Below are 2,611 nucleotides of genomic sequence, written 5' to 3' on the forward strand. Positions count from 1 at the left end.
TGCGCAAGCACCCGCCACAGGCCTTCTTCCGTCTGTTCCCACTGGTAATCACAGCGCAACCCCCGCGCATCCTGATGCCATGCCATCAGGCCCTGCGCCGTCCAGCCGAACTGACGCTGGAGAAAGTCGTTGCGATGGCTGACCCCGGTCAGTTGGGCGTGTTCATTATAATGGTAGCGGCAAAGCTGAATACGATGGCCGTCATACCATTCACGCCAGACAACGGTGAGGCGGGAGACCGTCTGGTTATCGTGTTCCATCATCACGTAATCGCAGTGCAGCTTCAGCCCGCCGCTGCCCGTGATGCTGACCATCTGATGTTGTTCGTTGTAATGGCAGCGCTGCTCGTGACCCACGTTATCGCGGCGGTGGCTCAGGCGGCTTATGCCGTCATTATCAAAAGCCGTATAGTGATAAACCCTTCATTCCGCACCTAATTCAGGAATAAACCGCTTTATATTGTGCACCTAATAAACTCAAAAGCTCATGGTGGTAAGATTGCATTCCTGTCACCATTTTATGTTCTTGAAATTCAAAGGTGCTGATCCCTTCAAAGGCCAGAAACACCCAACGCGCGGTGGGGGATTGTGTCGGTTTGTTCTTCATATCGGGGAAAAACGGCACACTTTGTTTCAATTCATGGCGAATTTTATGCTCCAGCGCCGCATAAACCATGAGACAACGGGTCATCACCATTAACAGCGCTTCTATCCGCTCCGGTTTTTTCAGGAAAATGGCAGACGTCAGGAATTCCCGGCTTTTCAGGAATCGAAAACCCCGCTCCACCGTTTGTTGTGCCTTATAATTAGCCAGTAACGCCGCCATATCAAGCTGTCCTTCATCCCGTTCATTGGTCGCTAAAATAAACCTCCCGACCCGCAATCTGGCCTGTTTCACATTGTTTAACCGGGTATAAACCTGACCGGCTAATTGATAATGAACCGATTTGGGGGGTTGATGCTTGCCGGGTTTCCCGCGCCCCGCATACGCGGTAATCGCCTGAATTTCCGGCGAGGCGATGCCGATAAACTGACATTGAGACTCAAAATCATGCAGGGCCTGTAAGGCATCTTCCCGGCAGGCAAAGGATTTTTTGCCCAGTTTGTCGAACTGTTTAGACTCGTTTTCTGTTTCCCTGAGTGTGTTTTTCCGGAAAGTCTGGTTTTCACGTTTTTCTGCCGCTGTACTGTTCACCAGTAACCAACGCTGAGGAACACCGCCATACGATGACGTCACCCAGCAGCCTGAATAGCCCTCACTGATGGGGCTGAATTGCTCCGCTGTCACGTTCAGGAGATGCTGTTTAGCTTCCTTGATAGTCAAGGGAACGCGCGTAATAAATCGTTGTTTTTGCTGATGAAGAGAAGCGATCGCGGCTTCAGTATAAAGTGCGGCATCGGCCACAAAGTAGCGGCTGTTTTGCGCCGCCTTCAAGCATTGAATATGGGTTTTGATCGTCTGGGCAAAGGCTTTGGCATCATTCGTATTCCCGCTCATGGCCTGCATGTAGACAGGGATACCTGCCTGATTTTCGCAAATCAGTTCAAGGACAACCTGGTTCAGCTCGGGCCGGTGATCCCGGCTATAACCCGGCACCAGCGCAATGCGTTTTGTGTCATCTCCCAACGCGCTGTCATAGTTACCATCGACATGAAAACTCGTGATATCTAAATGAACGGGATCGGGATTTAACCCTAATTTATCAACCACTTGCTCAGCAAGCACCTGATAAACTTCCGACACCCCCGCTTCATATAAGGCATCCAGTGTACGGCCGAGCACATCATCATTAAGGTGTTCAGCTTCAATGTCAGCGCCAATTAAACGCGCAATCGGCTTATGTTGAAAAAAGCCGGAAAACATGTGCAATGTTCGGCTGTGAAACCCCAGCCCGTTAAGGATCATCGCCAGAAAAGCGTCGCCGTGAGAGACAGTATGCGATGAATATTTTGGGATAATGGCATCAATCATGCGGGGTAAACCGGCTTCATGACAAAAAGCGGCGATAAGGCCAAGATGATCGAGACGTTTAATGGCAGGTACAGGTGTGGACATATTGGCTTTCCGGCAAATAAAAGTAATAGATCAAAATTGGCGATTGCCGTCAATCCCACTGATGTCATCAAGACAAAAAACCTGTGTAAGATCACATTATTTTTAAATCATAAATACGGTGCGGAATGACGGATAAACCTGTTCGCCCGCGTCACGGATTTCCCAGGTGTCTTCCGGCGTGTGTATCAGCGCGCTTTGCGCTTCCGGGCAAAAACAACGGTGGCCGGCAGGGGAACGCCAGAGTAATCCGCCGTCCACGCGGGTGAGATGGCTTTCCCAGAACAGGCTCCAGCCCTGACCCAGTACGCTGTCATACTGATAACGGCTCAGGTAGCTACGCTGCCAGTAGAGCGGCAATTCAGCGTCAAAAACGAAGTCCAGCTCATCCTCATCATGCAGAAATTTCTGACCGGCAATGGCTTCCACCGGGTTCATCAGAATACCGGCGACAGGCACAGCCACGGCAAGCGCCCCCAGCCGACAGGCGATTTTGCGGATTTTATCCGCTCCCGGGACCTTGCTAAACAGCGTTTGCAACGCGCCGGGGCCTTTGGCG

3 protein-coding genes are annotated in these 2,611 nt (G+C 51.2%); 1 reads left to right on the top strand and 2 read right to left on the bottom strand.

Annotated elements, in window-relative coordinates:
* Window positions 1-134 precede the first annotated feature (134 nt).
* A complete protein-coding gene (locus ACGF7G_RS22005) occupies window positions 135-437 on the top strand; it encodes a hypothetical protein (RefSeq protein ID WP_387468395.1) in 303 nt (100 codons plus the stop codon).
* A 1-nt stretch (window position 438) separates the two neighbouring features.
* Here the strand turns inward: ACGF7G_RS22005 and ACGF7G_RS22010 are convergent, their stop codons facing one another.
* Window positions 439-2,055, bottom strand: a complete 1,617-nt coding sequence (locus ACGF7G_RS22010; protein WP_387468397.1) for an IS1634 family transposase — start codon at window positions 2,053-2,055, stop codon at window positions 439-441.
* Window positions 2,056-2,157: 102 nt separating this feature from the next.
* Window positions 2,158-2,517 (bottom strand): DUF6531 domain-containing protein, encoded by a 360-nt coding sequence (locus ACGF7G_RS22015; RefSeq protein ID WP_387468398.1) that lies wholly within the window; start codon window positions 2,515-2,517, stop codon window positions 2,158-2,160.
* Window positions 2,518-2,611: the final 94 nt, after the last annotated feature.

Origin of the sequence: Photorhabdus sp. RM323S, from assembly GCF_042879375.1 — a bacterium.
GTDB classification, from domain to species: Bacteria; Pseudomonadota; Gammaproteobacteria; order Enterobacterales; family Enterobacteriaceae; genus Photorhabdus; species Photorhabdus tasmaniensis.